This is a genomic window from Microbacterium sp. CFBP 13617 (assembly GCF_014839445.1).
Taxonomy (GTDB): Bacteria; Actinomycetota; Actinomycetes; order Actinomycetales; family Microbacteriaceae; genus Microbacterium.
On sequence record NZ_JACYNW010000003.1, the window covers coordinates 501,057 to 526,236 of the forward strand.

At 72.2% G+C, this 25,180-nt stretch carries 22 protein-coding genes; 10 read left to right on the forward strand and 12 right to left on the reverse strand.

Features of this window, described 5'->3' with window-relative positions:
* Positions 1 to 39: 39 nt before the first annotated feature.
* The 6 genes from IFU40_RS10820 to IFU40_RS10845 form a co-directional block, all read right to left on the reverse strand.
* Positions 40 to 1,143: a glycosyltransferase gene (locus IFU40_RS10820; protein ID WP_191926314.1), complete on the reverse strand. Its 1,104-nt coding sequence runs from the start codon at positions 1,141 to 1,143 to the stop codon at positions 40 to 42.
* A complete protein-coding gene (locus IFU40_RS10825) occupies positions 1,140 to 2,606 on the reverse strand; it encodes an LCP family glycopolymer transferase (protein WP_191926315.1) in 1,467 nt (488 codons plus the stop codon). The genes IFU40_RS10820 and IFU40_RS10825 overlap by 4 nt, the downstream gene beginning before the upstream one ends.
* On the reverse strand, positions 2,603 to 3,070 hold the full coding sequence (purE, locus tag IFU40_RS10830; protein WP_055835907.1) for a 5-(carboxyamino)imidazole ribonucleotide mutase: 468 nt from the start codon (positions 3,068 to 3,070) through the stop codon (positions 2,603 to 2,605). The genes IFU40_RS10825 and purE overlap by 4 nt, the downstream gene beginning before the upstream one ends.
* Positions 3,071 to 3,174: 104 nt before the next feature.
* Complete coding sequence (locus IFU40_RS10835; protein ID WP_055834445.1) at positions 3,175 to 4,308, reverse strand: 5-(carboxyamino)imidazole ribonucleotide synthase; 1,134 nt, start codon at positions 4,306 to 4,308, stop codon at positions 3,175 to 3,177.
* A gap of 87 nt (positions 4,309 to 4,395) precedes the next feature.
* The gene (locus IFU40_RS10840) at positions 4,396 to 4,950 is read right to left on the reverse strand and encodes a PH domain-containing protein (protein WP_191926316.1); all 555 of its coding nucleotides are present in this window, start codon (positions 4,948 to 4,950) and stop codon (positions 4,396 to 4,398) included.
* Between the two features lie 116 nt (positions 4,951 to 5,066).
* Positions 5,067 to 5,849, reverse strand: coding sequence for a biotin--[acetyl-CoA-carboxylase] ligase (locus IFU40_RS10845; protein ID WP_191926317.1), 783 nt, complete (start codon positions 5,847 to 5,849; stop codon positions 5,067 to 5,069).
* A 159-nt stretch (positions 5,850 to 6,008) separates the two neighbouring features.
* Here IFU40_RS10845 and IFU40_RS10850 point away from each other — a divergent pair, with 159 nt between their 5' ends.
* Both IFU40_RS10850 and IFU40_RS16625 read left to right on the forward strand, forming a co-directional pair.
* A complete protein-coding gene (locus IFU40_RS10850) occupies positions 6,009 to 7,598 on the forward strand; it encodes an acyl-CoA carboxylase subunit beta (RefSeq protein WP_191926318.1) in 1,590 nt (529 codons plus the stop codon).
* Entirely contained in the window at positions 7,595 to 7,843 is a 249-nt protein-coding gene (locus tag IFU40_RS16625) for an acyl-CoA carboxylase epsilon subunit (protein WP_055834433.1), read from the forward strand. The genes IFU40_RS10850 and IFU40_RS16625 overlap by 4 nt, the downstream gene beginning before the upstream one ends.
* A 241-nt stretch (positions 7,844 to 8,084) precedes the next feature.
* Here the strand turns inward: IFU40_RS16625 and IFU40_RS10860 are convergent, their stop codons facing one another.
* The 4 genes from IFU40_RS10860 to IFU40_RS10875 all read right to left on the reverse strand — a co-directional run bounded on the left by IFU40_RS10860 (position 8,085) and on the right by IFU40_RS10875 (position 12,348).
* On the reverse strand, positions 8,085 to 9,119 hold the full coding sequence (locus tag IFU40_RS10860; RefSeq protein WP_082509295.1) for a hypothetical protein: 1,035 nt from the start codon (positions 9,117 to 9,119) through the stop codon (positions 8,085 to 8,087).
* A complete protein-coding gene (locus IFU40_RS10865; protein ID WP_191926319.1) occupies positions 9,116 to 10,372 on the reverse strand; it encodes a sensor histidine kinase in 1,257 nt (418 codons plus the stop codon). Before IFU40_RS10865 ends, IFU40_RS10860 begins: the two co-directional genes overlap by 4 nt.
* Positions 10,365 to 11,033 carry a response regulator transcription factor gene (locus IFU40_RS10870; RefSeq protein ID WP_055834424.1) on the reverse strand — a complete coding sequence of 223 codons (669 nt, stop codon included), beginning with the start codon at positions 11,031 to 11,033 and terminating at the stop codon, positions 10,365 to 10,367. Before IFU40_RS10870 ends, IFU40_RS10865 begins: the two co-directional genes overlap by 8 nt.
* A gap of 61 nt (positions 11,034 to 11,094) precedes the next feature.
* Positions 11,095 to 12,348: a class I SAM-dependent RNA methyltransferase gene (locus IFU40_RS10875; protein ID WP_191926320.1), complete on the reverse strand. Its 1,254-nt coding sequence runs from the start codon at positions 12,346 to 12,348 to the stop codon at positions 11,095 to 11,097.
* 153 nt (positions 12,349 to 12,501) lie between these two features.
* Here IFU40_RS10875 and IFU40_RS10880 point away from each other — a divergent pair, with 153 nt between their 5' ends.
* Positions 12,502 to 13,149, forward strand: coding sequence for a Maf family protein (locus IFU40_RS10880; RefSeq protein WP_191926321.1), 648 nt, complete (start codon positions 12,502 to 12,504; stop codon positions 13,147 to 13,149).
* A gap of 77 nt (positions 13,150 to 13,226) precedes the next feature.
* Positions 13,227 to 14,993 carry an ATP-binding protein gene (locus IFU40_RS10885; protein ID WP_191926322.1) on the forward strand — a complete coding sequence of 589 codons (1,767 nt, stop codon included), beginning with the start codon at positions 13,227 to 13,229 and terminating at the stop codon, positions 14,991 to 14,993.
* A 289-nt stretch (positions 14,994 to 15,282) separates the two neighbouring features.
* Here the strand turns inward: IFU40_RS10885 and IFU40_RS10890 are convergent, their stop codons facing one another.
* Positions 15,283 to 16,743 carry an NAD(P)H-quinone dehydrogenase gene (locus tag IFU40_RS10890; protein WP_055834414.1) on the reverse strand — a complete coding sequence of 487 codons (1,461 nt, stop codon included), beginning with the start codon at positions 16,741 to 16,743 and terminating at the stop codon, positions 15,283 to 15,285.
* A gap of 90 nt (positions 16,744 to 16,833) precedes the next feature.
* Here IFU40_RS10890 and IFU40_RS10895 point away from each other — a divergent pair, with 90 nt between their 5' ends.
* The 3 genes from IFU40_RS10895 (at position 16,834) to IFU40_RS10905 (ending at position 20,571) form a co-directional block, all read left to right on the forward strand.
* The gene (locus IFU40_RS10895; RefSeq protein ID WP_191926323.1) at positions 16,834 to 17,667 is read left to right on the forward strand and encodes a purine-nucleoside phosphorylase; all 834 of its coding nucleotides are present in this window, start codon (positions 16,834 to 16,836) and stop codon (positions 17,665 to 17,667) included.
* On the forward strand, positions 17,664 to 19,370 hold the full coding sequence (locus IFU40_RS10900) for a phospho-sugar mutase (RefSeq protein ID WP_191926324.1): 1,707 nt from the start codon (positions 17,664 to 17,666) through the stop codon (positions 19,368 to 19,370). Before IFU40_RS10895 ends, IFU40_RS10900 begins: the two co-directional genes overlap by 4 nt.
* Before the next feature lie 211 nt (positions 19,371 to 19,581).
* Positions 19,582 to 20,571 carry a hypothetical protein gene (locus IFU40_RS10905; protein WP_191926325.1) on the forward strand — a complete coding sequence of 330 codons (990 nt, stop codon included), beginning with the start codon at positions 19,582 to 19,584 and terminating at the stop codon, positions 20,569 to 20,571.
* Between the two features lie 135 nt (positions 20,572 to 20,706).
* Here IFU40_RS10905 and IFU40_RS10910 read toward each other — a convergent pair whose 3' ends face one another.
* Positions 20,707 to 22,635, reverse strand: coding sequence for a PRD domain-containing protein (locus tag IFU40_RS10910; RefSeq protein WP_191926326.1), 1,929 nt, complete (start codon positions 22,633 to 22,635; stop codon positions 20,707 to 20,709).
* A gap of 167 nt (positions 22,636 to 22,802) precedes the next feature.
* On the opposite strand from IFU40_RS10910, the gene IFU40_RS10915 reads away from it, so the two are divergent.
* From IFU40_RS10915 to ptsP, 3 genes are read left to right on the forward strand one after another with little or no spacing between them, the layout of a single operon-like run.
* Positions 22,803 to 23,129, forward strand: coding sequence for a PTS sugar transporter subunit IIB (locus tag IFU40_RS10915; protein WP_055834402.1), 327 nt, complete (start codon positions 22,803 to 22,805; stop codon positions 23,127 to 23,129).
* 20 nt (positions 23,130 to 23,149) lie between these two features.
* Positions 23,150 to 23,425, forward strand: coding sequence for an HPr family phosphocarrier protein (locus IFU40_RS10920; RefSeq protein WP_055834397.1), 276 nt, complete (start codon positions 23,150 to 23,152; stop codon positions 23,423 to 23,425).
* 13 nt (positions 23,426 to 23,438) lie between these two features.
* Positions 23,439 to 25,136, forward strand: a complete 1,698-nt coding sequence (gene ptsP / locus IFU40_RS10925; RefSeq protein WP_191926327.1) for a phosphoenolpyruvate--protein phosphotransferase — start codon at positions 23,439 to 23,441, stop codon at positions 25,134 to 25,136.
* Positions 25,137 to 25,180: the final 44 nt, after the last annotated feature.

Genomic DNA, 25,180 nt, shown 5'->3' on the forward strand with positions numbered 1-25,180 from the left:
TCCGAGCTTAGGGGGCCGTCGCGCTGTGGTCCGCTGCGGTCACAGCTCGGCGTGCAGGGCCCAGACCCGGTCGGCGCAGGCCTCCCAGGCGAAGCCCTTCGCCCGGTCGCCGGCGAGGACCCGCAGTCTGTCGGCGTCTTCGTCGATGGCCCGTGCCACGGCCGCGCCCAGCTCGTCGGCGGCCGCGAAGACCGCGGCGTCGGCGAGCACCTCTCGATGCACGGGGGTGTCGAGGGCGACGATGGGGACGCCCACGGCGAGCGCGTCGACCGTGCGCCACGGCCAATCGGTGCGTCCGCACGCGGTGACGAAGGCCGCGGCGTGCGAGAGCACCGCCGCGCGGTCCCACCGGTCGAGGGAGCCGCGCGCGTGCACGCGGGCCTCGGCGAGACCCGCCGCCGCCGCGATGTCGGCGATCGCCGGTTCCTCCCCCTCGGGGACGTCCAACACCACGACGTCGCCCTCCCAGCCCGAGGCGACGACGGCCGAGAACACCTCGGCGAGTCCGTCCGAGGCGGCGGCACCTCCGGCGGCGGCGAGGAACGACAGGGGCAGATCGAGCGCGCGCAGGCGTCCCACGGCATCCGAGGGAACGCGCAGGCCCGCGGCGGGGGCGCCGCCGATGACGCGCACCTTCTGCACGAGCTTGGATTTGGCGACCTCGGCGAGACGCTCGGCCATCGCGTGGGTGGGAACGATGACGGCGTCGGCGTGCTTGGCGACGCGCGAGAGCAGGGCGCGGCTCGCGAGGATCTCGGCCTTGGGCAGCTCGTCGGGCGTCTCCCAGGCGCGCAGATCCCACAGGGTCACCACGATCTGGTGCGTCTCGTTGACGCGGTCGTGGCGCACGAGGGGGGCGAGGGCGGTCGGCGAGTGGATGAGGCCCTTGCCGATCCCGGGGGCGACCCCGAGCTGCCACGAGGTCGCGAGCTCGCGACGGCGCACGGCCAGGCGCGTCTCGGAGGTGAGCCCGGTCACGCCGGCGTCGTCGGGCAGCCCGGGCGCGGGGACGATCGCCGCCACGTCGCAGCCGCGCGGGGCGGTGTCGACGAGCGCCTGGGTGAGAGACGCCGAGGCCTCGGCGAGGTCGCGCGAGGTCGGCGAGACGAGTTGGTCGAGGACGACGCGCAGGGTGACGGTCATGGGGTGGGGCTTTCCGTCTCGGTCGGCGGGTGCAGTCTGTCGCGCACCATCTGCTGCACCTGGGCGTAGTCGGGGTCGAACTCGTCGACGCCGCCCTCGGGGGTCAGCTCCAGCGTGCCGACGGGCTGTCCCTTTGCCTTCAGCGCGAGGTCGACGAGCGTGGGGGCGATGAGGCCCTGCGGAAGGTCGGTCTCGACGACGTTCGTTCCCGCCTTCGCGACCTCCTGGAAATGCGAGAGCACGTTCTGCGGCGTGAACTGGGCGAGGATCGCCTCTTGCAGCTGCCGCTGGCGACCCATGCGGTCGAAGTCGCTGGTCGTGTAGCGCGAACGGGCGAACCACTGGGCGGTGTCGCCGTCCATGTGCTGCGCGCCCGCTTCGACCCAGCCGAACGCCCAGTCGTCGACGGGCTGCCCGTCGTAGGCGGGGCCGCCCTTGGGCAGGCGCTCGTTGACGGTGATGTCGATTCCGCCGAGCGCGTCGATCACGTCGGCGAAGCCCTTCATGTCGATGAGCACGTAGTACGGGATCTGGATGCCGAGGATGCCCTCCGCCGCGTCCTTCGTGGCCTCGATGCCGGGCTCGGAGCCCTGCGACACGGCGTTCGGGTACAGCGCGTTGCCGTCCTGGCACACCTCGACCTCGGTGCGCAGCTGATTGATGCCGCTCCCCCACCCGCAGGTCGGGTCGAACTTGCCCTCGTGGCCGTTGGGGTACTCGTCCTGCATCGGGCCCGGAGCGAAGGGGAAGCCCGGCATGTCGCGCGGGATGCCCGTGATGGTCGTCGCGCCGGTGGTGGCGTTGACCGAGACCACCGAGATGCTGTCGAAGCGCATGGAGTCGCGACCCTCGCCGGAGTCGGCGCCGAGGAGGAGGATGTTGTAGTACCCGTCGGAGGGCGGCACGACGGGCGCCGACTGCGAGAAGATGTCGGCGAACGCGTCGCGCGTGGCGCCCGCGGTCTGCGCGGCCCACGCCGCCCCCGAGCCCGAGAGCACGAGCAGGCCGACCGAGACGATCGTCATGCCGATCCTCGCCACGGGCCCGACCTTGACCAGGCGCACCAGACGCAGGGTGTCGATCGTGAGCACGACCCACAGCACGACGTAGGCCACCAGGGCGATCTGCACGAGGGTGAGCGGCAGCGGGCGGAACCACGACAGGAACTCGGGGATGAACGAGCCCGTCGCCAGGGCGAAGAATCCGCTCGGCCAGAGCGCTGCACCGATGGCGGTGAGCACGAGGATCGCCCACATCGCGAGGGTCGCGCCGAGGCCGATGCGCCCCAGCCGGCGGGTGCCGGCGAGCACTTGGGCCGACCCCGGCACGAGGAAGTTCATCACGACGAGCCACCAGCCGCGGCGGGTCATCACCGCGGGATCGGAGGCATCGGGGTTACGCAGCGGGCGCGATTCGATGAGCGGCGCCTGCCGGCGGGGGCGCGGCGGGGCCGCCACGCTCACAGGGAGTCCTTCAAGCGGCGGTTCTTCTCTTCGACCTGGGCCTCGAGGTCGCGGGCGTACGACTCGATCCGATCGGCCACCGCGTCGTCGGAGGTTCCCAGGATGCGCGCGGCGAGCAGTCCCGCGTTCTTCGCCCCGTTGATCGAGACCGTCGCCACCGGGATGCCGGCGGGCATCTGCACGATGCTCAGCAGGGAGTCGAGACCGTCGAGGGTCGCCAGCTGCACCGGGACGCCGATGACCGGCAGGGCGGTGACCGACGCCAGCATCCCCGGCAGGTGCGCGGCGCCTCCGGCCCCCGCGATGATCGCGCGCAGCCCCCGGCCGCGGGCCTCGCGGCCGTAGCGCATGAGCTTGTCAGGCGTGCGGTGCGCTGAGACGACCTCCACCTCGTGGGGGATGCCGAACTCGGTGAGCATCTGAGAGGCGTCGCTCATCACGCGCCAGTCGGAGTCGGAGCCCATGACGACGCCGACCACGGGCGTCTCGGAGGAATGCAGCGGCCGGGTCACCGGTCCAGGGTAGGGCGGCTCGCTGGAAGAAGCCGGAACGGCGCGCGAGCGCGGGCTCAGTCGAAGAACGCCGCGGCGCCGCGCGCCTCGTAGACCACATCGTCGAGGTCGTCGCCGATGACGGTGACGTGCCCCACCTTGCGACCCGGCCGGGGGGCCTTGCCGTAGGTGTGGATCTTCGCCGACGGGTGGGCGGCCATGGCCGGCGCGAAGCGCTCCTCGAGGGTGCCGTCGACGGGACCGCCGAGCACGTTGATCATGACGGACCACGGGGCGATGGCATCCGTCGACCCCAGCGGCAGGTCGAGAACCGCGCGCAGGTGCTGCTCGAACTGGCTCGTCACCGCTCCGTCCTGGGTCCAGTGCCCGCTGTTGTGCGGGCGCATCGCGAGCTCGTTGATGAGGATGCGCTCGTCGGTGGTCTCGAACAGCTCGACCGCGAGCATGCCCGTGACCCCCAGCCCCTCGGCCACAGCGACGCCGATCTCGGCCGCAACGCGCTGCACTCGGTCGGCCGCGCGGGGGGCCGGGGCGAGCACCTCGGCGCAGACGCCGCCGCGCTGCACGGTCTCGACGATCGGGTAGGCGCGCACCTCGCCCGACGGACGCCGCGCCACCTGCTGCGCGAGCTCGCGGGTGAAGTCGACGAGTTCCTCGACCAGGAGCGAGCCCCCGTTGCCGTCCTCGGCCAGGGCGGCGAACCAGTCGTCGGCCTCGGTCGCGGCCGACACGACGCGCACGCCCTTGCCGTCATACCCGCCGCGCGGGGTCTTCACCACCGCGCGACCGCCGTGGTCGTCGAGGAAGGACTGCAGGTCGGCGGCGTCGGAGACGGCCGCCCACTCGGGCTGCGGGAGGCCGAGCTCGGCCATGCGTCGACGCATGACGAGCTTGTCCTGCGCCACCCCCAGGGGGGCGGGACCCGGGTGCACGGCGACACCGGCATCGACGAGGGCGGCCAGGACGTCCTGCGGCACGTGCTCGTGGTCGAAGGTGATCACGTCGACGTCGCGCGCGAACGCCAGCACGGTGTCGACGTCGCGGTAGTCGCCCACGGCGGTCGCCGCCAGCGCCGCGGACATCCCCTCGTCTTCGGCGAGAACGCGGATCTCGAGCCCCAGCTCCACGGCGGGCGCGATCATCATCCGCGCCAGCTGTCCGCCACCGACCACTCCGACTCGCAGCACCATGCCGCTCCTTCCGTCGGCATCCATTCTGTCGGGCCCGTCACGGGGGCGCGAGCCGGGTGCCGCCCACTCCGGGAGGCGCCGCTCGGGTCAGACGTCGACCGAGCCCGAGCCGAACGTCTGCGAATCGCGGTGCGCCAGGATCTGGTTGACCTCGACCTGGTCGACGAGGGTCTCGTGCACGAGCACCGCGTTCGGGATGTTCTTCATGCGCAGCGCCGGCTCCACGCCGTTCGACAGCGACAGGGTGCCCGCGCCCCACAGGCGCTGCAGGATGCCGCGCCGCATCTGGATCGCATAGCCCCGCACGTGCGAGATCTCGCGGTGGTTCGCCCCGAACGGCCCCGAGCGTTCGATCACCCGGCGCGTCGTGATGGTCCAGGTGTGCGAGAGCCAGACGAGGAACGGGATGACCACGAGAAGCAGCACGAGCGCACCGGCCGTCGTCAGCAGCATCCAGTTCTCGTACGGCGCCGGGAGGTTGTCGTAGAAGTAGGCCGTCGCCCCCGCGACCGCGATCAGGACGATGCCCGACCACGTCAGACGCCGCGCGTGGGCCCGCAATCGCGCGATGCGCAGTTCCGGCGCAGCGGTGCCCGGCGCCGGCGTGCGCGGGCGCCCGATCGAGCTGGTCGGCTGGGTCACGTTCTCATTGTGCGGCGTGAGCCGCGTCAGACCCGTCGCACACGCGGAACGGCGGCGGGGTCATCGCCCGTGCGCCCTCGCGCCCGTCGGCGCGCGTGCCCGTCAGCGCGTGCCCGTCAGCGCACGTGGACGACGTCGCCGGCCGAGACGATCGTCTCGATCGTTCCGGATTCGACGACCAGGCGACCATCCGCGTCGAGGCGCGACGCGCGCCCCCGCACGCTCGTTCCGTCGGGAAGCGAGACCGTGACCTCGCGCCCGATCGTCGTGCACAGCTTCTCGATGTCGCGGTGCACGCGCTCGGCTCCTCCCGACGACAGGTGCGACAGCAGCTCGTCGAAGTGCCCGACATAGTCGGAGAGCAGCCGGTCGTCGTCGCACTCGGCACCGATCGCGGCGAACGAGGTGGCCGTGGTCACCGGCAGGTCGGCGCGGCTCATGCGCGTGTTGATCCCCGCGCCGACCACCACCGTGTCGAAGGTCCCCGGCACGGCCTCGGCCAGGATGCCGCAGATCTTGCCGCCGTCGACGAGCACGTCGTTCGGCCACTTGAGCTCGGCGGTGCCCCCGTGACCGGTCAGCTGGGTACGGATCGCCCGCGTCATCGCGGCGCCCGCCGCAAGGGGCACCCAGCCGCGCAGCGCGAGGGGGATGGTCGAGGCGTCGACCACCAGCGACACCGCGAGCGCGGTCCCCGCCGGCGCCGTCCACGACCGGTCGAGCCGCCCGCGCCCCGCGCGCTGGTCGTCGGTCACCAGCAGCGACAGGTGGGGCCACCCGGCCGGATCGTGCGTGACCGCGGCGACGACGTCGGCGTTCGTGGAGTCGGTGGTCTCGACCACCTGGACACGGGGGCTCCGGGCCGCGGTACGCGGGTAACCGTCTGAGGGAATCGCCATGCACCACACCCTAGGGATCCCGCCGGATCGGGGCACCCGTCTTGCGCCTCGGCGCGTCACCGGGCAGGGACGGCGGTGGACGGATGCCACAGCACCCCGCGGTTTCGCTTGTGCGTACCCTCCAACGCCGGTGCCGTCACGGTCGCTAGGGTGGACAGCGTGACCGACCAGCCCGATCTCTTCACCACCGCCGGCAAGATCGCGGACCTGCGCACCAGGTTCCAGGAGGCGGTCGTCGACGCCGAAGCCGCCGCCCGCGACAAGCAGCACGCGAAGGGCAAGCTCACCGCGCGCGAGCGCCTCGAGATGCTGGTCGACCCCGGCTCGTTCGTCGAACTCGACGAGTACGTCCGCCACCGCACCACCGCCTTCGGCATGGACAAGTCCCGCCCCTACGGCGACTCGGTCGTCACCGGCACCGGCACCATCCACGGCCGCACCGTCGCGGTGTATGCGCAGGACTTCTCGACCTTCGGCGGGTCGCTCGGCGAGGTCGCCGGCGACAAGATCATCAAGGTGATGGAGCTGGCGCTGCGCAGCGGCATCCCGATCATCGGCATCCTGGACTCCGGTGGAGCGCGCATCCAGGAGGGCGTCGTGGCCCTCGGTAAGTACGGCGAGATCTTCCGCCTGAACACCGCGGCCTCGGGCGTCATCCCGCAGATCTCGCTCATCATGGGCCCCGCCGCAGGAGGGGCCGTCTACTCCCCCGCCCTCACCGACTTCGTCATCATGGTCGACAAGACCAGCCAGATGTTCGTCACCGGGCCCGACGTGATCAAGACCGTCACCGGCGAGGACGTCGGGATGGAAGAGCTCGGCGGCGCGCACACGCACAACACCCGCTCGGGCGTCGCGCACTACCTCGCCGACGACGAGGACGACGCGATCGACTACGCGCGGAGCCTCATCGGCTACCTCCCCGACAACAACCTCGCCGAGATCCCGGTGTACGACACCCCGTTCGAGTTCGAGACGACCGATGCCGATCGCTCGCTCAACACGGTGATCCCCGACTCCCCCAACCAGCCGTACGACATCCACACGGTCATCTCCGGGCTCGTCGACGGCGCCGACTTCCTCGAGGTGCAGCCGCTGTTCGCCCCGAACATCGTGATCGGCTTCGGCCGCATCGAGGGACGCACGGTCGGCATCATCGCCAACCAGCCGTCGCAGATGGCGGGCACCCTGAACATCGACGCCGGCGAGAAGGCCAGCCGGTTCGTGCGCTTCTGCGACGCGTTCTCGATCCCCATCGTCACCCTCGTCGACGTCCCCGGCTACCTCCCCGGCACCGACCAGGAGTGGACCGGCGTCATCCGCCGCGGCGCGAAGCTGCTGTACGCCTACGCCGAGGCCACCGTGCCGCTGGTGACGGTGATCCTGCGCAAGGCCTACGGCGGCGCCTACATCGTTATGGGCTCGAAGCAGCTCGGCGCCGACATCAACCTCGCCTGGCCCACCGCCGAGATCGCCGTCATGGGCGGTCAGGGCGCGGTCAACATCCTGTACCGCGGCGAGATCAAACGCGCCGAAGAGGCCGGCGAAGACGTTGCCGCCGTGCGCACGCGCCTGGCCAACGAGTACACGTACAACGTGGCATCGCCGTTCCTCGCCGCCGAACGCGGTGAACTCGACGGGATCATCGAACCGGCGCAGACGCGCGTGTCGATCGCCAAGGCCCTGCGGGCCCTGCGCAACAAGCGCGCGAGCCTGCCCGCCAAGAAGCACGGGAACATCCCGCTGTGAGCCGGCCGAGCACCGACGCCGGGATCGATCCCGGCGCACCGCGCGCCGTTGCCGAGGTCGTCCGCGGCACCCCCACCGAAGAGGAGCTGGCTGCGGCGGTCGTCGTGGTCAGCGAGGCCTACCTGCGCGAGGTGGCCGACGCCACGGTGCCCGAGACCGCGACGCGCTCGCGGTGGGAGCTCTCGGCGCGCGGGCTGCGCCGGCCGCTCGACCGCATCGCCGGCTGGAACGGATTCACCGCCTAAACCTCGGAGGTGTCCCCCGAAATGCCTACAGACGACGGTGGGACAGCTGTCGAATACTGGAGGAGCTGGAACGCATCATGCGTTCGGTCGGACCGCTCTGAGAGCCGGTTCCGGCTTTGCGGGCAGTTTTCGGGTAACTGTCCGCCCGGGTGAGGGGTCGGCGATCACGCCGCCCCTCACCCCTCGGTCTTCTCGGTGCACGTGCGTCGGTGGTTCCCCCCTCCGCCCCCGGCCCCGGCTGTCAGCGGGGTCGGCGGATCTCCCGCCAGAGGTCGACCTCATCGTCGTCGCCGGAGCCGCCCTCGCCGCGGGAGCGCCCGACGACCGTCACCGCCACCTCGTGGTGCGGCGACGTGCGGATGATCAGGCGCTCCGAGACGGCATCGCTGAGGACGGATGCCAGTTCCGTGCGGATGTCGTCGAGGTCGGCCGCGCCGAGCCCCGCGAGCCCACCCTCGTCGAAGAGGTTCACCACGGCCCCGCGCCGGCGCGCAGCGTCGATCTCGGCGCGGACGCCGTCGTCGAGCAGGCGTGTGCCGCGCAGCTCGTCGCGGAGACTGGCCTCGGCGCGGCGCGCGGCGGCCTTGTCGGACGGCCGGAGGTTGCCCCCTGACTCGATGGTGCGGGCCAGCACGGGGCCGGCCGCCTGCAACGCCCGCTGCACGTGGATACGACGTTCCCGCTGCCGGCCGCTCTGCGAAGCCTGCCAGGCCGACGCGGCCTGCTGCAGCTCCGCGAGATGGTCGGCGTCGCGGGCTGTGCGATCCAGAGCAATCATCACGAGCTGGGCGGCGGCGACCCAGACCAGCGAGCCGACGAGACCCAGGCTGAAGGCGGCGAGGGGTCCGAGCCAGAACGACGCCGACAGGGTGAGTACCGCCATGCCGACCCACGCGACGATCGGACGCCGACGGATCATGATGATGGTCATCAACGCGCCGATGGCGCCGATCACCCAGGTCACGAACGGTTGCGTCCGGCCCGCCTCGGTCACCGCGAAGAAGGTCGCGTTGGGGACGACGACGGCCGCCAGCATCGCCAGCGCCACGCCCCAGTTGGGCACGCGCCGCGCCACCCGCGGTTCGGCGGACTGCTCGGGGGTGCCCGTCCCGATCGCGAAGACCCACAGCCACGTCACCGGCAGGTACAGCACGAGCGCGGCCACGATCAGCCACCCGCGTTCGACGGTGTCGGGCTCGGTCCACAGCAGACCGCGCGCCGCGAGATAGGCGGTGAAGGCGAGGGCGATCCCCGAGAGGATGGAACGGACGGTCACCAGCGGTCACCGCTCTCCCACTCGAGCGTGACGGTGGTGCCCGTCGGACCCGACTCGATGTCGCTGCGTCCCCCGACCGCCGTCAGACGGGCGATGATCGAGCCCCGGATGCCGAGACGATCGGGCGGGATCGAGTCGAGCGCGAATCCGCCTCCGGAGTCGCGCACGCGCACGGCGACGCCTCCGGGCGCGGCATCACCGGTGAGCTGGACGGTCAGCCCCTGCGCGTCGGCGTGCTGCACGGCGTTCGCGACGGCCTGCATCGCCGCGAGCACGAGCGCACGGGCCACGCGTCCGGGCACGCGGGGAGTGCCCTCCTCGACGCGGCGCGCCACCTCGATCTCCACGCCCAGGTCGCGCGCAGCGATCTCGATGTCGTCGGCGAGCCTCGAGGCGGGGACCGGCTCGTCGCTGCCCTCGAGGGCGTCCTTCTCGGCGTTGGCCAGACGCGTGAGAGCCTCACGCGCCATGCTGACCGCGAGGGTCCGCTCCCGCGGGGTGCCGGCGCGCTCCGCGGCCAGCAGAGCCCCCAGCACGCTGTCGTGCATCAGGGCCGCCACCGCGATGCGCTCGTGCTCGCTGGCGGCGGTGGCCGCCGCGGTCGCGTAGCTCGACACCGCGAGCGTGCGAGCCTGGTCGACGTTGGCCGCGATCGAGCGGTACATCCACGCCAGGGTGAGCAGCACGCTGCCGAGGATCAGCGCGAACGACACGTCGAGCAGGATCGGCACGATGAACTCGGGCCGCCCGCCGGCCTGCACCAGCCGGACGACGCCGAACAGCAGAGGTGCGGCGATCGTCCAGGCGATCTGGAACGGCAGCGGGAAGGCCACGACCGCGGCGACCGTCGCGACGTTGACGAGGTAGAAGATCCACGGGTTCTCGGTGGGCACGGGGGTCGGACCGCCGGCCGTGGCCACCGGCCAGAGCGCCAGCGCGACCAGGAAGAGAACGGCGAAGACCCCCGAGAAGATGCGGGCGAAACGCCCCACCGCGCACGCCACGATCATGGCGACGAGCGGCACGAACACGCCTACGACGAGGGGCAGATGCCATCCCGCGGCCTCGTCGCCCGGGACGAACGCGGCGACGAACGCCTGCGCCCCCAGGACGAGGGACGCCGGTCCCACGATGATCGTGAGCACCCGCTCGATGCGGGTCTGCGTGAAGGAACCCGTGTCGGCTTGGACCTCACGAGTGTGGGGGATGCGCCCCCACGCTTCGTCCAGGACCGACCGGTCGTTCTCACCCATGGCCCGCGGGGGCGTCGGGCGCGTCGTGCAGGATGCCGTCTTCCATGGCGCGCCGCAGCAGGTCGACCTTGGTCGGCGCCGGGCGTCCGACCTCGACGTACTTCACCCGCACGCGCGTGATGTTCTCTTTCGCTGTCGAGTACGCCACCCCGAGCCGCTCCGCGACGGCTTTGAGCGGCAATCCGGCCGCGTACAGCCGCAGGACCTCGCGCTCGCGCGCCGACAACTGGGCATCGGCGAACTCGCGGTCGCCCTCGACCGCGCTGGCCCACTCGACGTTGTCGAGCAGTTCTCCGCGGGCGACCACGGCGATGGCGCCCAGGACCTCGTGCGTCGGAGACGACTTGCTCACGATGCCGGCCGCTCCCGCGGCGAGCGCCTCGCGCACCGCGGCGGCACGATCGGCGACGCTGTGGATGATGACGCTGGAGCCGTCGCGCACGACGCGGTCGACGTTCTCGGACACCGTGGTGCCGTCGCCGAGGGTGAGGTCGAGCACGACGACATCGGCCGGCGACGTGGCCGAAGCGCGACGCCAGGCGAGGTAGGACGAGACGTTCGCGCCGGAGAAGACCACATCGGTGGCTTCGGTGCGCGTCAGTGCGGCTTCGAGTCCGAGCCGGACCGACTCGTGATCATCGATGAGGGCGACGCGCGTCATTGGTTCATCGTATCCATGCGGAGTCGTCGTGCGAGGGCTTGCAGACCCGCCGATCGGCGGGTCATCGGCGAAGAACGGCCACGGCTTCGACGTGATGCGAGTGGGGGAACAGGTCGACGCCGCGGATTCCGCGATCGGCGCGGTACCCCAGGTCGGCGAACGTCGACAGGTCGCGGGCCAGCGCCACCGGGTCGCACGCGACGTAGACCACCGTCGAGGGGGCCAGTGCGGCGATGCCCTCGACGACCTCGCGGCCCGCCCCCGCGCGCGGCGGGTCGAGCAGCACCACCCCGCGCCCGAGGCGCTCGCGTTCGCGCTCCGAGGCGTCGGCGGCGAGCTTCGCGACGAAGCGGTCGGCGCGAGCCGTCTCGGCGCGCGCACCGATCCACTCGGCCAGGTTCTCGCCCGCGTGCTCGGTGGCGCGCGGGTCGGACTCCACGCTGACGACACGCGTCGAGGGGCCACCGAGATCGCCGAGGGTGGCGGCGAACAGACCGACCCCGCCGTACAGGTCGAGGTGCAGTGCCTCGGGATCGAGCCCGCCGATGGCCGCGATCTCTTCGGAGACCAGCGAGGTGAGGGTGCGCGCCGCGAGGCGATGCACCTGCCAGAAGCCGCCGGCGTCGACGCGGAACACGCGATCCCCCACGCGCTCCTCGACGACCTCGGGCGCGGGACGCGATTTCACGCCGTCGGGACGCACGAGCACGCGGACGCGGCCGTCGGCCGGCTGGACGAGATCGATGCGACCCGGCTCGCTGCCCCGCAGCGCGGCGGCGGCGCGGGCGACCTCGGCGGTGGCGAGGGGCAGGTCGGGCGTCTCGATCACGCGATGCGAACGGGCGGCGTACGCGCCGACGCGGCCGCTCTCGTCGACGTGCAGGCTCACGCGGGTGCGCCACCCCGTGCCGTCGGCGGACTCGGGGTCGGCGTCATCGCCGGCGGAACGCACCTCGACCGGCAGGTCGAGGCGACCCACGCGCTCCAGGGACTCGCGGACGACCCGCTCCTTCAACGCGCGCTGGTGCTCGAGGGCGATGTGCCCGAACTCCGCACCGCCGGGACGCTCTGCCGGATCGACGTCGATGTCGGCCGCCGCCCACACGTGCGGTCGCCGGTCGGCGGCGGCGTCGAGCACCTCGACGGCCTCGGCACGCCAGAACGCCTTCTTGCGCGTGTCGGTGACGCGCGCGCGCACGCGCTCGCCGGGCAGGGTGTCGGAGACGAACACCACGCGCCCCTCGTGCCGCCCGACGAAGACGCCGCCGTGCGCGATACCGGTGATGTCGAGATCGATGAGGTCGCCGTCGTGCATCCTCCGAGCCTTTCACATGCCGCCGGGACACCGCGCGGCGCCGGCACCGCGGACGGAGCACCGGGAGCCTGTCGAACGGCCGGGGCGGTTGCGACGGCCCCGACGGGTCGGGTGCCGCCCGGCGGTGGGCCCGCACGTGGGTAGCGTGGACGCATGCGCGTGTGCCTGGCATCCACTTCCCCCGCCCGACTGATGCTGCTGCGCCAAGCGGGGATCGAACCCGAGGCGCGCGCGCCGCAGGTCGACGAGGAGGCCGTGATCGCCGAGGTGGAAGCTGCCGAGGGGCGACGCCTGCCCGCCGCCGAGCACGTGCTGCTGCTCGCGCGGCGCAAGGCCGCCGACGTCGCTCAGCGCCTGAGGGCCGACGACCCGGACTTCGAGGGCTTCGTCATCGGGGGCGACTCGATGTTCGAGCTCGGCGACGAGATCCTCGGCAAGCCCTACACGCCCGAGGCGGCGACCGCGCGCTGGCGGGCGATGCGCGGACGCACCGGGGTGCTGCACTCGGGGCACAGCGTGTTCCGCCTCTCCCCCGGCGCCGCGCCCACCGAGGCGTCCGCCGTCGCCGAGGCCTCGGTCACCTTCGCCGACGACGTCGACGACGACGAGATCGCGGCCTACGTCGCCAGCGGCGAACCCCTGTTGGTGGCCGGGGCGTTCACCGTCGACAGCCTGGGGGGCGCGTTCATCCGGGAGGTGCAGGGCGACCCGTCGACCGTCGTCGGGATGTCACTGTCGACCGTGCGCCGACTGGTACGCGAACTCGGCGGCTCGTGGACGGACCTCTGGAACCGTTCGTAGACTCCCGCACACGTTTTTCGGCGTTTCTTGTCGAGGAGGGTCAAAAGGGAGGGGGGACCCCTCGCTAGGCTGGGAGGATGCCGAAGATCGCCAAGGTCCTTGTCGCCAACCGCGGCGAGATCGCCGTCCGAATCATCCGTGCCGCCCGGGATTCGGGCAAGGCGTCCGTCGCCGTCTACGCCGACCAGGACCGCGACGCCCTGCACACCCGCCTCGCCGATGAGGCCTACGCCCTCGACGGCGCCACCAGCGCCGACACCTACCTCTCCATCGACAAGATCCTCTCGATCGCCCGGCGCTCCGGCGCCGACGCCGTGCACCCCGGCTACGGCTTCCTCGCCGAGAACGCCGACTTCGCCCGCGCCGTGATCGCGGCGGGGCTCGTGTGGATCGGTCCGTCGCCGGATGCCATCGAGGCCCTGGGCGACAAGGTCACCGCCCGCCACGTCGCCGAGAAGGTGGGCGCCCCGCTCGCCCCCGGCACGCCCGGTCCCGTCTCAGGCGCCGACGAGGTCATCGCCTTCGCCGAGCAGGTGGGACTCCCCATCGCCATCAAGGCCGCCTACGGCGGCGGCGGACGCGGGCTCAAGGTCGCGCGCGAACTCGACGAAGTGGCCGAGATGTTCGAGTCGGCCACGCGCGAGGCCGTCGCCGCCTTCGGCCGCGGCGAGTGCTTCGTCGAGAAGTACCTCGACAAGCCGCGCCACGTCGAGACCCAATGCCTGGCCGACGCGCGCGGCAACGTCGTCGTCGTGTCGACGCGCGACTGCTCGCTGCAGCGTCGCCACCAGAAGCTCGTCGAAGAGGCGCCGGCGCCGTTCCTCACCGACGCGCAGAACGAGATCCTCTACACGGCATCCAAGGCGATCCTGCGCGAGGTCGGCTACGTCGGTGCCGGAACCTGCGAGTTCCTGATCGGCGCCGACGGCACCATCTCGTTCCTCGAGGTCAACACGCGCCTGCAGGTCGAGCACCCCGTCTCAGAAGAGGTCACCGGCCTCGACCTCGTGCGCGAGCAGTTCCGCCTCGCCGAGGGCGAGGAGCTCGGCTACGACGACCCCGCCCCGGTCGGACACTCGATCGAGTTCCGCATCAACGGAGAAGACCCGGGCCGCGGGTTCCTGCCCCAGCCCGGTCCGATCCACGTCTTCAAGACGTTCGGCGGCCCCGGCATCCGCCTCGATTCGGGCGTGACCGCGGGCGACAGCGTCTCGGGCGCGTTCGACTCGCTGCTGGCGAAGATCATCGTGACCGGCCGCGACCGCGCCGAGGCGCTCGAGCGTTCGCGCCGCGCGCTCGACGAGTTCGAGGTCGCCGGCATGCCCACCGTGCTCCCCTTCCACCGCAAGGTGGTCCGCGACCCCGCCTTCACCGCCGAGGACGGCACGTTCGGCGTCTTCACGCGGTGGATCGAGACCGAGTTCGACAACGACATCCCCGCGTGGGACGGCGAGCTCGAGGCTCCCGCCACCGCCGCCGGCCGACACACCGTCGTCGTCGAGGTCGCGGGCAAGCGCCTCGAGGTGAGCCTGCCCGACCGCATCTCGGCCGCCGCCCCGCAGGTGGGCCGCCCGGCCGCGGCCCCGCCGTCTCGACGCTCGCACGCCGCCTCGCCCGCCGCCGGCGCCACGGGCGACGCGGTGAAGTCGCCCATGCAGGCCACGATCGTCAAGGTCGCCGTCGAAGAGGGCCAGCAGGTCGTCAAGGGCGACCTGGTCGTCGTTCTCGAGGCGATGAAGATGGAGCAGCCCCTGCAGGCCCACAAAGACGGAACCGTGACCGGCATCGACGCGACCGCCGGCACCACGGTGTCGGCCGGGCATCAGCTGCTGCTGATCAGCTGACACGCACCGCATCCGTTCGACGCCGCATCCCTCTCGGGGTGCGGCGTCGTCGTTCCTCGCGGGGTCGGTTGGTGCGCGGGGGTGCGCCCCGCCGCGACGTACGCGGAGCGAGTGACGCGAGGGTCCCCCATCCGCATAAACGGTGATCCTGCGGAGAAACGCTCACGCACCCCGTTTATGCGCAGGAACGGCGTTTATCCGTGTCTGCGCGCGGCACGAGCGCGGGCTCGGGCGGGGCGCGCGGCGCGCAGCGAGGGACGGATGCCGCGGAGCGCGGCATCCGGAAGGCTCAGTCCTCGCCGGGATCGTCGCGGTCGACGATGTGCATCGCGCGCGCGGCGTCGGTGATGCTCGAGGTCAGGGACGGGTACACCGCGAAGACGCGAGCGACCTGGTCGACGGTGAGACGGCGCTCCACGGCGATCGCCAGCGGGTAGATCAGCTCCGACGCCTTGGGCCCGACGATGACGCCGCCCATGACCGTTCCACTGCCCTGCCGGGCGATGATCTTGACGAAGCCGTCGGTGATGCCCTGCATCTTCGCGCGCGGGTTGGCCGAGAGGGGGAGCTTCTTCACGACGCCCTTGAAGCGCCCCTCGGTCACGTCCTGCTCGCTGAAGCCGACGGTGGCGATCTCGGGGGCGGTGAAGATGTTGGCCGTGATGCGGCGGGTCTCGAGCGGGATGACGATGTCGCCGAGCGCGTGGAAGATGGCCTGACGCCCCTGCATCGACGCGACGGATGCCAGGGGCACGAAGTTCGTGCAGTCACCGGCCGCGTAGATGTTCGGCACCGAGGTGCGCGCGACGCGGTTGACGCGGATGTTGCCCCCGGGGGTCATCTGCACACCGGCCTGCTCGAGACCGATGCCGGCGGTGTTGGGGATCGAGCCGACCGCCATCAGACAGTGGCTGCCCTCGATCGTGCGTCCATCGGCGAGGGTGACGAGCACGCCGTCGCCGGTGTTGACGACCGACTCGGCCCGCGCCTTCGCCAACAGCGTCATGCCGCCGCGCTGGAACACACGCTCCAGCACGGCCGCGGCATCCTGGTCCTCACCGGGCAGCACCTGATCGCGGCTCGAGACGAGCGTGACCTTGGCACCGAGGTTCATGTACGCCGACGCGAACTCGGCGCCCGTGACGCCCGAGCCCACCACGATGAGGTGCGCGGGCACGGACTTCATGTTGTACAGCTGCGTCCACGTCAGGATGCGCTCGCCGTCGGGCTGCGCCGAGGGGAGCTCGCGCGGAGAAGCGCCCACCGAGACGACGAGCGTCTCGGCCTCGATGCGGTCGAAGTCGGTGCCGCCGGCCTCGGTCGAGACCACCACCGCGGAACCGCCGTCGAGCCGGCCGTGACCCGAGATGATGCGCACGCCCGCCTCGAGGAGCGAGCTGCGCATGTCGTCGGACTGCTGACGGGCCAGCGAGAGCAAGCGCTGGTTGACGGCGGCGAGGTTGATGGCCACCTCGGGGGTGAGGGGCTTGCCGCGGTCGTCGCGGGCGAACAGCTGCACGCCGAGGTCGCTCGCCCCGCGGATCGCGACGGCCGCATCGGCGGTGGCGATGAGGGTCTTCGAGGGGACGACGTCGGTGATGACGGCCGAACCGCCCACGCCCGCGCGCTCCACCAGGGTCACGTCGGCGCCCAGCTGCGCGGCGGACAGGGCCGCCTCGTAGCCGCCGGGGCCGCCCCCGACGATCGCGACGGACTGCTTGCGCTCGAAGCTCTGCACCATGGCATCCATTGTGTCAGCGTCGTCCGCGTCGGCGACACGCGAACGACCCGTTGTGCCCGCGTCTGGCCCCGGAGCCTCCGCGCTTTCTAGAGTGGAGGCATGTCCAACAGCACTTCTCACCCGCTCGTTGACCCGGCGGTCGACCCGTTCGAGGTCGCCGCGGCCGCAGCGGCCGACATCGCCCGCCTCTCCGGGGTCGAGCACCACGACATCGCCGTGACCCTCGGGTCGGGGTGGGGACGCGCCGCCGAGCTCATCGGCGAGGAGACGGCGTCGTTCCCCGCCACCGAGGTCGTCGGTTTCTCGAAGCCCGCCCTCGAGGGGCACGTCGGCACGCTCCGCAGCGTCCGCACTCCCGGCGGCAAGAACGTCCTGGTCATCGGCGCGCGGACGCACTACTACGAGGGTCACGGCGTACGCCGGGTCGTCCACAGCGTGCGCACGGCCGCCGCCACGGGGGCGACCACGATGATCCTCACCAACGGCGCGGGCGGCATCCGCGAGACGTGGACGCCCGGGCAGCCCGTGCTCATCAGCGACCACATCAACCTCACCGCCGACTCCCCGCTCGAGGGCGCGACTTTCATCGACCTCACCGACCTGTACTCGGCGCGGCTGCGCGCCATCGCGCGCGAGATCGACCCCACGCTCGACGAGGGCGTATACACGCAGTTCCGCGGTCCGCACTACGAGACCCCGGCCGAGGTGCAGATGGCGAAGACTATCGGCGGACACATCGTCGGCATGTCGACGGCCCTCGAAGCGATCGCCGCGCGTCAGGCCGGCATGGAGATCCTGGGCTTCTCGCTCATCACGAACCTGGCCGCCGGCATCCAGCAGACCCCGCTGAGCCACGCCGAGGTGCTCGAGGCCGGTCGCGAGGCCGAGCCCGTGATCTCGGCGCTGCTCGCGCGCGTGATCGGCGCGCTGTGAGCGCGTACCTCGACGCGGCCCGCGCGTGGCTCGCGCAGGATCCGGATGCCGTGACCCGCGACGAGCTGTCGGAGCTCATCGCCCGGGTGGAGACGGGGGATGCCGAGGCCGAGGCCGATCTGGACGACCGCTTCTCGACCCGCCTGGCGTTCGGCACGGCGGGCCTGCGCGGAACCCTCGGCGCCGGCTCCAACCGCATGAACCGCGTGCTCGTCGCGCAGGCCGCGGCCGGGTTCGCCGCGTACCTGCTCGAGCATCGCCCCGGAACGCCGACCGTCGTGGTCGGTTACGACGGGCGTCGCAACTCCGACGTCTTCGCGCGCGACTCGGTCGAGATCTTCACGGGAGCGGGGCTGAACGCCATCCTGCTCCCCCGCATGCTACCCACCCCCGTGCTCGCGTTCGCGGTGCGTCACCTAGGCGCCGACGCCGGCGTCATGGTGACCGCCAGCCACAACCCGCCCGACGACAACGGGTACAAGGTGTACCTCGGCGGCGTCGACCAGGGTGCGCAGATCGTGTCGCCCGCCGACGCCGAGATCGCCGCCCACATCCAGCGGATCGCCGACGAGGGCAACGTCACCGTGCTCCCCCGGTCGGTGGGCTACGGCAACGCCCCCGAGTCGGTCGTCGACGCCTACGTCGCGGCCACCGCAGCCGTCGCCCCCGCCCCCGCGGGGGCCGCGGGCCTGCGGTGGGTCTACACCGCGATGCACGGCGTCGGGTGGGAGACCGTCTCGCGCGTGCTCACCGAGGCGGGGTACCCGCAGCCCACGGTCGTCGAGGCGCAGATCCACCCCGACGGGCGGTTCCCGACGGTGGCGTTCCCCAACCCCGAGGAGCCGGGCGCGATGGACCTCGCGTTCGAGACCGCGCGCGAGGCGGACGCCGAGCTCGTCATCGCGAACGACCCCGATGCCGACCGCCTCGCCGTCGCGATCCCCGACCCCGACGCCGAGGCCGGCTGGCGCCGCCTGACCGGCAACGAGATCGGGCTGCTGTTGGGCTGGCGCGCGGCGCGGGCCGCAGCTGCCGCGCGCGACGGCGCGGCGCACGACGCCCGAGACGCGGACGCCGGGGCCCCGGCATCCCTCGCCTGTTCGCTCGTGTCGTCGCCGGGCCTGCAGGCGGTCGCCGAGCACTACGGACTCGACTTCCACTCCACGCTCACCGGCTTCAAGTGGATCTCGCGGGCACCGGGCATCGTGTTCGGCTTCGAAGAGGCCCTGGGGTACCTCGTGAACCCCGGCACCGTGCGCGACAAGGACGGCATCTCCGCCGCCGTCGCGCTGCTCGAGATGGCGGCCGATGCCCGCGGCCAGGGCCGCACCGTCGCCGACCTGCTGCAGGAGTTCCGCGACACGTTCGGCGCGTTCGCGAGCGATCAGATCTCGATCCGCGTCAGCGACGTGAGCGAGATCGGCGGGATCATGGCATCCCTCCGCGCCCAGCCGCCGTCCGCGATCGGCGAGACCGCGGTGACGCGCATCGACGACCTGCTCGACGGCGTCGACGGCTTCCCGCCGGGCGACGTGCTGCGCCTGTGGCTCGACGACGGCTCGCGCCTGATCGTGCGTCCCAGCGGCACCGAGCCCAAGCTCAAGCTGTACCTCGATGTGCGCGGCACGTCGGCCAAGAAGGCGACCCGCCGCCTCGCCGCGCTGCGCGCGGGGGCGGAGGCGTTGTTGGTGTCGATGCGCTGAGGGGCGCGGGGCCGGGCCGGCGCGGCGCGACGGCGCAGCGCGAACGGGGCGCGATCGGGGCAACGGGGCGGTCGATGATCGCCCCATTGCACTGATCGCGCCCCTATCCCGAGCTCCGCACGGTTCCTCCCCCGCGGGCAGGTTTGCGGCCCCGTCCCCAGACGGCCCGATCTGTGCGAGAGCAGCCCCGCGCAGAAGACACAGTGGGTCGATGGACCCCCACGCCGTGCCGCTTCTTCGACGTGCCGATCTCGTCGAGCGCGGATGGCACTCCCGCCGCGTCCGACGTGAACTCGACGTCGGGTTCCTGCGCTCCATCCGCCCGGGGATGTACGCCCGGGCGGCCGACGTGGATGGGCTCAGCCGCGAAGAGAAGATCGTCGTGAAGGCTCGTGCGCTGGCCCGCACGAGCGGGTCCCCGCCGGTGTTCTGCGGACTCACCGCCGCGGCTCTGCTGGGGCTGCCCTGCCTGCGAGACGACGGCGGTCTGCACGTCCTCACGGCCGAATCTCGCCCGAGCTCCGGCGCGGGGGTGGTGCGCCATCGCTCCCTCGCCGAGGGGACCGAGCTGGTGGAGGTGGCGGGGCTGCGCTGCACGCCTCTCGCACGAACGATGGCGGATGTCGCGCGCGCGGAGACGCGGGAGGTCTCGGTCAGCATCGCCGATGCGGCACTCCGAGCTCGGGCGTTCCCCTCACCCGGCCGCTACGACGTCGAGGACGCGGAGCGCCTCCGCGAAGAGGCGTTGAGCTGGGCGCGCACGTCGCCCCGGGGTCGTCGCGCCGCCGAGAAGGTCCTGCTCTTCGCCGACGGGCGCGCCCAGCTGCCCGGTGAAAGCGTGAGCCGTCTGCGGCTGCACGACCTCGGCTTCGCACCGCCGTCCCTCCAAGTCGGGGTTCCCGGGCCGCACGGCAACACGTATTGGGTCGACTTCGGCCTCGACGATGTCGCCGCGTGGGGCGAGTTCGACGGTCGCGTGAAGTACCGGGGTATCGCGGCGGCCGAAGGCAAGACCGCTCAGCGCGTCATCGAAGAAGAGAAACGCAGGGAGGACTGGATCCGCGGGACCACGCGGCGCCACGTCGTCCGGTGGGGCTGGGAGGATCTCGGCGACGCGGCCACGCTCGGCCTCCGCCTCGCCGCCTTCGGCATCACTCCTCCGCGCGGCGGGGCGCGATCGGTGCACCGGGGCGCGCAATGACCGCCCCGTTGCACCGAACCCGCCCCACACCAGGCGACGCCGCGCGGCACGGCGGCACGGCACGGCACGGCGCGGCACGGCGCGGCGCGGCGGCACGGCACCGCACGGCACGGCATGGCCGAAGGGGCCGACGTGTCAGCCGTCGATCACCGCGACCAGCTCGTCGAGGAACGCGGGGAAGCTCGTCGCCTTGCGCACGATCCGCTGCACGCTGTCGCGCTCGCTGAAGACCTCGACGAACTGCTCGAACACCGTCTGGAACGCCTCGCGGTCGGTCTCGCTGAACGCCACCAGCGCCACGACCTGCACGCGGCCCTCTCCCCACGTGATCGAGGGGTCGGCGATGCCGATCGCGATGCGCGTCTGCGTCGCCGTCATGCCCATCGCGTGCGGCACGGCGAGGGCGTCGGTGAACGCGGTCGACGAGATCGCCTCGCGCTCCACGGCACGCACGACGTAGGCGTCGTCGATCACCCCCTGCTCCACCAGCAGCCCGCCGAGGAGCCGGATGACGCCGGCCTCGCCGTCGGTGGCATCCAGGCCCCGCACGAACGCCCCGGGCGCGAAATACCGCTCGAGCTCGGCGCGCAACCGCGCCAGGCGACGCCCACGGCGGATGCGACCGGCCGCGGCCTGCACGCGCTCGACGTCGGCGTCGGTGAGGAAGGGCTGGATCCGCACGAAGCGGTCACCGGGGCGCGGCGGGTCGATCGTGGTGAGCACCAGGTCGGTGTCGATCGCGTCCCAGGCCGGGTCGATGCGCGTCTCGACGCCGACGACCTCGATGGCCTGCCCGAGCGAGCGGTCGACGCTGGAGCGCAGCAGCTCGTGCAGCTCGTAGTACCCGGGGCACACGATCGTCGCCGTCAGCAGTTGGTCGGCGCGACGGCTGCGCTCGAGGCGCCCGCCCACGTGCATCGCGATGTAGGCGATCTCGTCGTCGAGGATCGGAATGCCCAGGCCGTCCTGCAGTCCCTTGGCGATGTAGACGGCGACCTCGAAGATCATCGGGTACGTCGACTTCAGCGAACGGGTCAGGGGGTTGCGCGACCAGGCCTGCTCGCGCGAGCGGTGCAGCAGGTTCTGCACGTGCAGCGCCAGGCGCAGGATGAAATCGTCGTGCGCGATGTCGACGAGGAACTCGGATGCCGCGTTCTCGACGACCCGCCGCACGGCCACCTCCACCGCGGGGTCGAGGCGCGAGCGCACGTCGTCGACGGCCGGCGATCCGGGGGCGACGATGCGCGTGAGCACGAGGGTCGCGAGATGGCGCAGGTCGCCGGAGCCCAGTTGCACGCCGATGTGCTTGAGCGTCAACCGGTCGAGCAGCGCCGCCACGGCGGCGGCGGCGTCCGACGAATCGCCGCCGGGAGATCCCAGCGCGCGGTCGCGGGTGGTGCGGTCGGCGGCGATGGCGATGTGCATGACGACGTCGCCGATGCCGATCTCGTTGACGTAGTACCCGAGGGATCCGAGTTCCGACACCAGCTCGGCCTTGAAGGGTCCGAAGGCGCGCGCACCCACCGAACGCTCCCCGAGCGTGCGCCGCAGGGCGTCGAGGTCGAAGTGCCCGGCATCCATCTCGTCGTGCGCGAGCTTCGAGAGCAGTCGGCGCTGGGCGACCTCGGTGCCGCGGAGGCGGGCGGTGGATGCCGAGCGCTCCAGGGTCAGTTCGGTGCCGCCGAGCAGGCCGCGCACGCGCGACAGATCGGCTTCGAGGGTCGCGGCGCTCACGTGCAGCGCATCGGCGGTCGCGTAGACGTCGATGCCGTCGGCGGAGTCGAGCAGGCGCCGCACGAGGGTGTGGAGGCGGTCGCGGGGGGTTCCGGCATCCGATCCCGAGATCGCCCGCAGCGCAGCGGCCGCGTCGGCTCCCGCGCGGTACCCGAGCGGGCCCGATTCGATGGCGGCGCCTCCCGCCACGCGCGCGTTGACGGCCGTCACGTACGACCGGACGCTGCGCGGGGTGACGCCCAACGCATCGGCCAAGGACGCGGCGGTCGACCATTCCCCGTCCCGCAGCAACAGGGCCAGCAGGCGGTCTTGGCGAGCTTTCGTCGTCACGATCCGTCCTCCGCGCCGCACCGAGTGTGGCAGCGCTCCCTCCATCCAACCACGCACCCCCTCCCCCGGCGCGGGTGGGCGGCATCCATGTTCCGGGGGGTGGGAAACGAACCTGGTTGTCTGCTGGGAGCGCGGTGCGGACAATCGAGAGGAAGAAAGGCCGGTCGATGAGGATCCTCGTGGTGTGCGGAGCGGGTGCGTCGAGCACGTTCGTCGCGCAACGCGTTCGTCATGCTGCGCAAGACAAGGGCCTCGCCTACTCCGCCTCGGCGGGAACCGTCCGCTCGTTGCCGATCGACCTCGATCAGGCCGACATCGTGCTCGTCGGACCCCACCTGGCCGCAGACCTGGAGCGCATCCGGCAGGACGCCGCCGCACGGGACGTCCTGGTCGCCCTGCTCCCCGACGACGTCTTCACCGACCGCAGCGGCATCCGCACGCTCGCGCTCGTCGAAGAGGCCCTGCGCGCCCGCCCGGGCGCGGACACGATCTGAGACCGACGGAAAGGATCCCCATGCCCCACCTCACCCGCACCGTCCGCATCGGATCGACGCACGGGCTGCACGCGCGCCCCGCGAAGCTCTTCGCCCAGGCCGCGAAGGACTCCGGCATCCCCGTGACGATCGCCAAGGACGCGGGCGCCGCGGTCAACGCCGCCAGCATCCTCGGCATCATCGCGCTGGGTCTCGAGTACGGCGACTACGTAACGCTCACCGCCGACGGCGACAGCGCCGAGGCCGTCATCGACCGCCTCAGCGAACTGCTGACCACCGACCACGACACCGAGTAAAGGAAACAGCACCATGACGGAACTCCGTGGAGTCGGAATCGGACTGGGCGTCGCCCAGGGACCCGTGGCGCGCATGGCCGAGCCCCTGCCCGCCCCGAAGGACGAGAAGAGCGCGCAGTCGGTCGAGGCCGAGACCACACGCGTGCGCGAGGCCATCGCGGCCGTCGCCCGCGAGCTCGAAGCCCGAGGAGCGCAGGCCGGCGGCGCCGCCCGCGACGTGCTCGAAGCGCAGGCGATGATCGCCGAAGACCCCACCCTCGAGGCCGAGGTCGACAGCCGTCTCGCGACCGGCAAGACCGGCGAGTTCGCCGTGCACGACGCTTTCGCCTCGTTCCGTGAGCAGCTCGTCGCCCTCGGCGGCTACCTCGGCGAGCGCGCCGCCGACCTCGACGACGTCGCCCAGCGGGTCATCGCCCGCCTCCGCGGCGTCCCCGCCCCCGGCATCCCCGACCCCGGCCACCCGTTCGTGCTCGTCGCCAAGGACCTCGCCCCCGCCGACACCGCGCTGCTCGACCTCGACAAGGTGCTGGCCCTGGTCACCACCGAGGGCGGGCCCACCTCGCACACGGCGATCCTCGCCCGTGAGAAGTCGATCGTCGCCGTCGTCGGCGCGGCCGGCGCCAAAGACCTCGTCGACGGCCAGTCCGTGATCGTCGACGCCGCCGCCGGTGTCGTGACCCTCGACCCGACCGACGACGAGAAGGCGCGCGCCCTCACCCGCGCAGCCTCCCGTGCCGCCGCGGCATCCGCCCCCATCACCGACGGCGCGCTCGCCGACGGCACCAAGGTGCCCCTGCTGGCCAACCTCGGAAAGCCCGGCGGAGCCGCCGAAGCCGTCGAGCTGGGCGCCGAGGGCGTGGGCCTGTTCCGCACCGAGTTCCTCTTCCTGAGCTCCAGCTCCGCCCCCACCGTCGAGGAGCAGCGCGCCGCGTACACCGAGCTGCTCGGGGCGTTCCCCGGCAAGAAGGTCGTCGTGCGCGTGCTCGACGCCGGCGCCGACAAGCCCCTGCCCTTCCTCAACGACGCCCACGAAGAGAACCCGGCGCTGGGCCTTCGGGGCCTGCGCGCCCTGCGCGCGAGCGAGGACATCCTGCGCGAGCAGCTCACGGCCCTGGCCGAAGCGGATGCCGCGACCCGCAAGACCGAGGCGGGCCCCGCCGACCTGTGGGTCATGGCCCCCATGGTCTCGACGGTCGAAGAGACCCGGTACTTCACCGCGCTCGCCAAGGACTACGGCCTGAAGACCACCGGCGTCATGGTCGAGGTCCCCTCCTCGGCGCTGCTGGCCGACCGCATCCTGCAGATCGCCGACTTCGCCTCCATCGGCACCAACGACCTGACGCAGTACACCCTCGCCGCCGACCGGCTGCTCGGCTCGGTCGCGTCGTTCCAGGACCCGTGGCATCCGGCCGTCCTGCGCCTCATCCGCGAGGTCGGCGCCGCCGGACGCACCTACGACAAGCCCGTGGGCATCTGCGGCGAGGCCGCGGCCGACCCGCTGCTCGCCGTCGTGCTCGTCGGTCTCGGCGCCACCACGCTGTCGATGGCCCCCACCGCCCTCGCCGACGTGCGCGCCACCCTGCTCACCCACACTCTCGACGATGCGCTCCGCATCGCCGAGGCCGCCCTGGCCGCCGATGACGCGGCCTCCGCCCGAGAGGCGGCCCAGGCCGTCTCGGCAGCCCGGGAAGCGGCTCCCGCCTCGTCCTGACCACGTGAAGCGACCCCGGTCGCTTCCTCGAACACCGGCGGCAC